This window comes from Lacticaseibacillus suihuaensis (assembly GCF_054785075.1).
The window spans coordinates 113,612-120,293 of sequence record NZ_BAAGBJ010000009.1; the positions used below are offsets into that span (position 1 = coordinate 113,612).

6 protein-coding genes are annotated in these 6,682 nt (G+C 61.4%); 2 read left to right on the forward strand and 4 right to left on the reverse strand.

The genetic code is table 11. From position 1 onward, the window contains the following. Positions 1-554: 554 nt before the first annotated feature. Positions 555-1,757: a VanZ family protein gene (locus tag ACYVRZ_RS09305; RefSeq protein WP_461226339.1), complete on the reverse strand. Its 1,203-nt coding sequence runs from the start codon at positions 1,755-1,757 to the stop codon at positions 555-557. 123 nt (positions 1,758-1,880) lie between these two features. Between ACYVRZ_RS09305 and ACYVRZ_RS09310 the strand changes: the two genes are divergently transcribed. Together ACYVRZ_RS09310 and ACYVRZ_RS09315 are read left to right on the forward strand one after the other, a co-directional pair. Next, entirely contained in the window at positions 1,881-2,906 is a 1,026-nt protein-coding gene (locus tag ACYVRZ_RS09310; RefSeq protein ID WP_461226340.1) for an acyltransferase, read from the forward strand. Between the two features lie 31 nt (positions 2,907-2,937). Continuing rightward, complete coding sequence (locus tag ACYVRZ_RS09315) at positions 2,938-3,435, forward strand: hypothetical protein (RefSeq protein ID WP_461226341.1); 498 nt, start codon at positions 2,938-2,940, stop codon at positions 3,433-3,435. Between the two features lie 263 nt (positions 3,436-3,698). On the opposite strand, the gene ACYVRZ_RS09320 is transcribed toward ACYVRZ_RS09315, so the two are convergent. From ACYVRZ_RS09320 to ACYVRZ_RS09330, 3 genes are all read right to left on the reverse strand, one after another. Next, positions 3,699-4,463 carry an ABC transporter permease subunit gene (locus ACYVRZ_RS09320; RefSeq protein ID WP_461226342.1) on the reverse strand — a complete coding sequence of 255 codons (765 nt, stop codon included), beginning with the start codon at positions 4,461-4,463 and terminating at the stop codon, positions 3,699-3,701. A gap of 2 nt (positions 4,464-4,465) precedes the next feature. After that, complete coding sequence (locus ACYVRZ_RS09325; protein WP_461226343.1) at positions 4,466-5,377, reverse strand: ABC transporter ATP-binding protein; 912 nt, start codon at positions 5,375-5,377, stop codon at positions 4,466-4,468. Positions 5,378-5,733: 356 nt separating this feature from the next. Next, on the reverse strand, positions 5,734-6,315 hold the full coding sequence (locus ACYVRZ_RS09330; protein ID WP_461226344.1) for a helix-turn-helix transcriptional regulator: 582 nt from the start codon (positions 6,313-6,315) through the stop codon (positions 5,734-5,736). Positions 6,316-6,682: the final 367 nt, after the last annotated feature.

Here is a 6,682-nt window from a genome sequence, read left to right on the forward strand (position 1 = left end):
TGTAACGCACTTGGGCGCGGATTTGGGGCAGGGAAAAAGCCCCGCGTGAGACATCTCACATCAAAGTCTCACGCGATATCCCTCGGCACGTCGTATCACGATTTGTGACACTTTTGCCTACAGACATGGTGAAAGGCGCGGTGGTACTCGCTAGAAAGAGGGGATGTCCATGGTGTGAAAGCCCATTGGTCGTCGGAATCTGCTAGAAAGGCGTACCTGCGAGCTCGTGGTCCTGGCATGTGCCTTGGCCTACGCCGCTCTCAGTCGATTGACCCCAATCACCAACGCGACAACGCGTTGGATTGAGGCGGTCATCCGGTTGCTCGAGGCAATCGACAGACCGAGAACGGCCGTCCGAAAACTTCGGCAATGAGTAAGCAAATAGCCGCCCAAGTCTTTCTCCCAAGATAAAGCGGCTATCTGCTTGCAATCTATTTTGGGGCACCACCGCGCTGACGCGGGTCTGCCTGAGGCGACGCTTTTCACAGAAGCGTCGCCTTTGTCGTCCACAGTATATCATGCTTACAAAGACGCGGTAAGGGGGCCGCCCGGCTTCACCGCGGCCGCGGCGCCGGCCGGTCGTCGTCGGTGGTGGTGCCGTCCGGGGCGGCCGGGTCGGTCAACGTCGCGTCTTGCACCGTGCTGATCTGGGTCGTGTCGGCCCAGACGTCGTAGAAGTAGCGGTTGTCGCGGGTCACGACCTCCCAGAGGAAGTTGGCGACCAAGAACACGACGGGAATCGCCAAAAGCCCCAGCAGGATGAAGTTGGTTTCGGTGCGGTGGAACTTGCTGAAAATCTGCTCGAACACCCACTGGAAGGCTCGCATGACGTTGAACGCGGCGCCGTACAGCAAAAACTCGCGCCACCACACCCGCCAGATGCTGGCGGGACTGCCATCGGCCCGGACGATGCGGATCCGCACCGCCCGTTTGCCCGGCGTCTGGCCGTTCATCAGAAGCGGCGCCAAGCCGAAGGTCAAGAGCATGCCGGCGACGTTGCCGAACAAGGTGAGGTCAGAAGACACCCCGAGCAGCTGCAGCAGCAGGTGAGCCAGGGCCCCGAGCAGGCTGGCCACGATCAGGTTATCGATCAGCATCGCCACCAGCCGCCGCGTCCAGGTCACGCGCCGGCCTTTTTGGATGGCGGCTTGGTCCATCTCGTCGCGCGACGGGAAGACGCGCATCAGAGTCGGCGCCAGCAGGCCACCCAGCGTCCCGCCGAGCGTGTTCAGGATCAGGTCATCGACTTCGAACAGGCGGTACGGCCGCGGGTAGTAGCCGTACAGCCCGGACAGTTGGGTCAGCTCGAAGAACAGGCTCAGCGTGAAGCTCGCAATCACCACCTGCCACACCGGCCGCTTGAAGTAGTAGCGCAGATACACGCCGAAGGGCAGCGTCAAGGCGACGTTGAACAGCGGCATGAAAAACGTCGATTCCTTCACCGTCGCCAGCCAAGTCGCCGGCTGGTTCCACACGAACGGCGTCGCCGCCAGGAACTCGGCCAGCTCGTGGAACGGCACCAGGCTGTAGCGCGGCGTGGTCAACGCCGCGACGCTGGCGCGGTCCGGCAGCGGCAGGATCACCAGGAAGTAAGCGGCCAGCAGGTAGAAGATGAAGGTGTAGACCACGACCGCTCGCCAGGCGATCAGGCTGCCATAGCGGCGGTACTGGCCGAGCAGGAAGGGCAAGGCGATGAGCAGCGCGATGACCGGGAAGGTCAGCGCCGCCATTTTGAGGGGAAAAACATAGGCACTCACAGGCATTCCTCACTTTGATTAGGCTACTTCCATTATATGAAACTAACCGGCAAGTTAACAGCCACGAATCTTTGGGGTAAACTGAATTGACGCCACAATCACGGATAATGAAAGGTTCATCACATGCCACAATCTCACCGCATCTTCTACTTCGACGCGCTACGGGCCCTCGGCTGCCTGCTGGTCGTGTTGACCCACGTCACCTCGCAGTTCTTGATTGGGCCCCCGGCTCGCAGCTACTGGGTGGTGACCGCCGCCTTGAACAACGGCACCAGAGCCGCCGTGCCGCTGTTCATCATGATCTCCGGCGCCTTGTTCCTCAACCCCGACCGCCCCGTCGCCTTCGCTCGCCTGCTGCGCAAAAACGTGCTGCGGCTGGTGTTGATGCTGGTCGCGTGGAACATCATCTATGCCGCCGCCGAGTGGGTGCGGTCGCACGACTGGGCCCAAGTCGCCCACACCCTGCTGCTCGGCCCCTTCCACCTCTGGTTCCTCTACGCCTTGATCGGCTGCTACCTGATGGTGCCGCTTTTGCGGCCGATCACGGCCAATCCGCGGCTGATGGGCTGGGCCCTGACGCTTGCGGCGGTGTTCACCGTGCTACCGGCCACCGCCCAGCCGTTCCTGCGGCCGGGCAGCCCGGTGCTGGCGCTTTTGACCCAGTTCCACGTGCCGACGCTTAGCAGCTACGTGTTTTACTTCGTGTTGGGTTACGCGCTGCACCGCGCGACGCTCTCGCGGCTTCAGACCTGGGTGCTTGCCGCGGCCGGGCTGGTCGGCACCCTGGGCATGATCTGGCTGACCCAGGTCGCGTCGGGTGCGGCCGGTCACCTCGATCAGGCCTTCCAGGCCAACCTCGGGCTGTGGATTCTGCTGCAAGCGACCGGCTGGTTCGCGCTGGCCAAGGCCTACTGGAACCGGCCGCTGCCGCGGGGCATCGCTTTTCTCGCCGCGGTGTCGCTGCCGGTGTACTTGGTTCATCCGCTGGCGCTCGGGCTCCTGCAGCGCGTCGGGCTGGTGCGGCCGGGGCTGCACTGGTTGGTCTTGGTCTACCTGCTGGTGCTGGCCGGCTCGCTGGTGTTCGGCGCAGTGTACCACTGGGGGCAAAAGCGGCTGCAGCGGCAGGGCAAGCCGGTCAAAGCTGACTAGCGACTACTTTCGGGCAAAGGAGCGACGACACATGACCGCAACTCACCATCACTGGCGCTACCTGGCGCCAATCGGCATCGGCGCCGTTGTCCTCGGCGCGGTGTTGCTGCTGCCGATTCCCTTTCCAATTCAGGATTACGAGCCCGGCGACGGCCTCGCCCTAGGCGGCCTGACCAACGGTTGGGGCAGCGGTCTGATTTTGATCGGCGCCGCTGCCACCTTGGTCGGCCTCAGCCTGGACGCGCGTCGGGCCAACACGCGCGGTCGCGTCTGGCGCGGTGCCGTTGCGCTGGCGCTGTTGCTCGGGCTCTGGGGTGCCGGCCGCGGCCTGACCACCTACACCGGCGTCATCGTGCCGACCAGCGGCGGCGAGCTGACGGTTCGCGCCAGCGGCCGCACCTTCATCTTGACCGGCACCGAGCCGCCCCAAACCGCCGCGATCCACGTCACCTTCAGCCTGCGCTGGCCGCTGATTGCCTGGGGTGCGACCACCGCGGTGCAACCGCAAACGGTGACCTTCGGCAAGTGACGCCGTCCAAAACGCTGACGAGACAGCAAACAACCGGTCCCCCGCTTCAGGAGGACCGGTTGTTTTGGTGTGTCGTCCGAATGCGCGGTCGAGGCGGCTAGGCTACCCGTCCCGCTAAACCCGCCGGCTTACGCTCTGGTTCGTCGAGCTCCACCCGGCAACGCGGGTGCGACTAGCTACGCCCTGACGCCGAGGCATAACCCGCCTCAACGCCAGGGCTAGGCTAGTCGACCCGCTAAACCCGCCGGCTTACGCTCTGGTTTTTACACACTGCGCTTGCGGAAGCTCAGGTAGGCGATCACGGTGAACAGCGCCGTGTAGGCCAGCGAGCCGACAATCATCACCGGCGTCGAAAGGTGGGTCATTTTGCTGTAGGTCTCATTAGTTACCTGGCTGCCGACCATCAGGAAGGTGAACGGGTTCCATTTGAGAAATTCCCACTTATCGATCAGTGCAATGAAAATGCCCGAGGCGATGTTCATCAGGAAGTAGCCGACAATCCCGGTAGAAACAGCCGCGGCGTTACTCTTGAGCAGCGTCGAGAGCAGCAGCACGACGGACAGCAACAGCAGGCTGACCAGGAAGAAGCCGATCACGCTGATGCCGTAAGTCTCCCAGTTGGCGTGTTTGCCAACCACCTTGAGCCAGTCGTACTTGCCGGTGGTCACAGACAGCACCACGGTGACAATCGTGGCGATGGCCTGCAGGATGAACAGGTACAAGACCATGGTGATCACCTTGCTGACGAAGACCTGGCTGCGGTAATACTTGCGGTACAGGAGCTGCTTCATCGTGCCGAACTGGAACTCCTGCGCAACCACACTCGCGGTGGCCGCGACGGCCAAAATGATGACCAGACTGCCGCCCATAAAGTCAAGGGATACGAGGTCGCCAAGCGTGAAGAGGCCCGGGTTGGCCATCCGGACGATGGCGAAGACAATCTGCAAGGCGACCATGATGCCGATGGCGATCCAGGTGCCGGTTTTATGAAAAAGCTTGTAAAATTCCTGTTTGATCAACGTCCCCATGGTTAAGCCTCCTTCTTGTCTTTTTGGACCATGTCGAGGAAGGATGCCTCGAGGTCGCGCGTCTTCTGGTCGACGGCGGTGATGGCCACGCCGTGCTGCACCAGCGCGTAAAGCGCCTGGTTCAGGGTGCCTTCTTCTTCGTTGTCCTTGATCACCACGTTTTGACCGTTTTGCGTGAAGGCAACGTTGGCCGTGGCCAAGGCGGCCTTGGCCTGGTCGAGGTTGCCGGTGGTGATCTCGTAGGTCACGCCACCGTCATGCGCGAGCTCGGCCATGCCGGTTTCCCGCACGATGTGGCCGTGGTTGAGGATCAAGACGTCATCGGCGACCTTCTCAAGCTCCGACAGGATGTGGCTGGAGATCAGGAAGCTGGTGCCGTTGGCCGCCATTTTGCGAATGATGTCGCGCAGGTCCTTGACCGCCTGCGGATCCAGGCCGTTCATCGGCTCGTCTAGGATGACCAGCTTGGGCTGGTTGACCAGCGCCTGGGCGATGCCAAGCTTTTGCTTCATGCCCAGCGAGTAGAGCTTGGCCTTGCGGTTGATGTAGGTCCCCATGCCCAGCGCGTCGACAATGTCTTTGATATTGGCGGCCTTGTTGTGCTTGTCGGCGAACAGCTCGAGGTGCTGCTGGCCGGTCAAGAACGGGTAGATGCCCGGGTACTCGATCAAGGCCCCGACCTTGCGCAGCGCCTGGTGGCTGGTGATGGACACCGGTTGGCCGGCGATCTCGACGCCACCGCCGTTGACCGGAATCAGCCCTAAGATGGCCTTCATGATGGTGCTTTTCCCCGCGCCGTTGGGGCCGACCAGCCCCGCCACGTGCCCTTCCTCAACGAAAAAGTCGACACCGTGCAGAACCTGCTTGCTGCCGAACGATTTGTCGAGGTGGTCGACTGTCAAAACTGTGCTCATATTACTCCTCCTCCGTTGTGCCGGCCCCGCGTGACGGGCCCGGCGCGTTGATGTGGCGCCGCCACCGGTCCGGCCGGCGGCGGTTCACATTGTGAATAGCATAACACGTTAAGTCCCTGCCGCATCCGCCTTGGGATGGAGATTCCAGGGGCTATCGTGCTTTAGTATACGGCTAGGACCAAGCCGACGCACGAACAGTTCCGTCACATGGGCCACGACCAAAAAGCGCTCACCCCAGCCGCTGCCGAGGTGAACGCAAATTTGGGCCGGCCGCTAATCTTCGAGACAAGCGCCGATTCCGGCAGCCGGTCCTGGCCGCCACCGCGCTACGCGTTCATCCGGGTCGGTGCCGCCGGTCACCGGCCGCCCCAGAGCATGAACGGCACCATCACAATCAGCGCCAGCACCAGGGCGACGGCGCCAAACACCACCACGATCAGCGTCGTCTGCCAGAAGTTGCGCCACTTGCTGCGCCTGGCTCGCAGGGCCGCGATGTCGCCGTTTTGCTCGTAGGCGATGATCTCCCGATAGGTTCGCACGTCGGCTTTGTGCTTGAGGATCTCCAGGTGAGTAGCCGGCACCATCGCCGCCACCCAGAGCAGGCCGGGAACCAGCCACCACCACGGAGCCCCCATGAACGCGGTCAGACCCATCGACACGATGGCCGCCGCCAGTAGTCCCAGCATCCACTTGACATCCCGCGTCGAGCGAGCGGTGAACACTTTTTGCTTCATTGCCGAAACATCTCCTTTGACTAAGTCGTCGAGGGAGGTGTGAAACAACACACTCAGCAAAAGCAGGTTCTCGATGTCCGGGTAGTGGCGGTCGTTCTCCCAGTTCGAGATGGTCTGCCGCGACACGTACAGCTTCTCCGCCAGCTGATCCTGGGTCAAGCCCAGGTCCTGGCGATGCGCTTGAATCTGCTTGCCAATCTGCATGCCTCGCCCTCCTCTCGCCATCATCATCGCAGGAACAAGCAAAGTGTACCATCAAAGCCCTGCCGCCGCGTGTCAAAAGCGTTGGACGCGGCCGTATTTCCCGGGAAATAAACGTCTCAAACGAATGAAATTTAGAATCGCGGTGTAAACCGCCCTTTAGGACACTTTGCTAAATCAGTATTATATAATGTTCTGATGGAATGTGCCACAAACGTGCCACCCCACGAAAAAAGAGAAGCGTTGATGTGAACCCCCAAGTTTGGACAACAATCCAAATCTGGGGGTTTTATTATGGTCAAATTCGACTTAGATTTTCGTATCAAGGCTGTCACTGCCTACTTGAACGGCATGAGTTCTGCGAGTGTTG

Bases quoted from the DNA above. Each gene is read 5' to 3' on its own strand.
- ACYVRZ_RS09320 (WP_461226342.1), bottom strand. From the start codon at position 4,463: ATGGGGACGTTGATCAAACAGGAATTTTACAAGCTTTTTCATAAAACC.
- ACYVRZ_RS09310 (WP_461226340.1), top strand. From the start codon at position 1,881: ATGCCACAATCTCACCGCATCTTCTACTTCGACGCGCTACGGGCCCTC.
- ACYVRZ_RS09315 (WP_461226341.1), top strand. From the start codon at position 2,938: ATGACCGCAACTCACCATCACTGGCGCTACCTGGCGCCAATCGGCATC.
- ACYVRZ_RS09330 (WP_461226344.1), bottom strand. From the start codon at position 6,315: ATGCAGATTGGCAAGCAGATTCAAGCGCATCGCCAGGACCTGGGCTTG.
- ACYVRZ_RS09325 (WP_461226343.1), bottom strand. From the start codon at position 5,377: ATGAGCACAGTTTTGACAGTCGACCACCTCGACAAATCGTTCGGCAGC.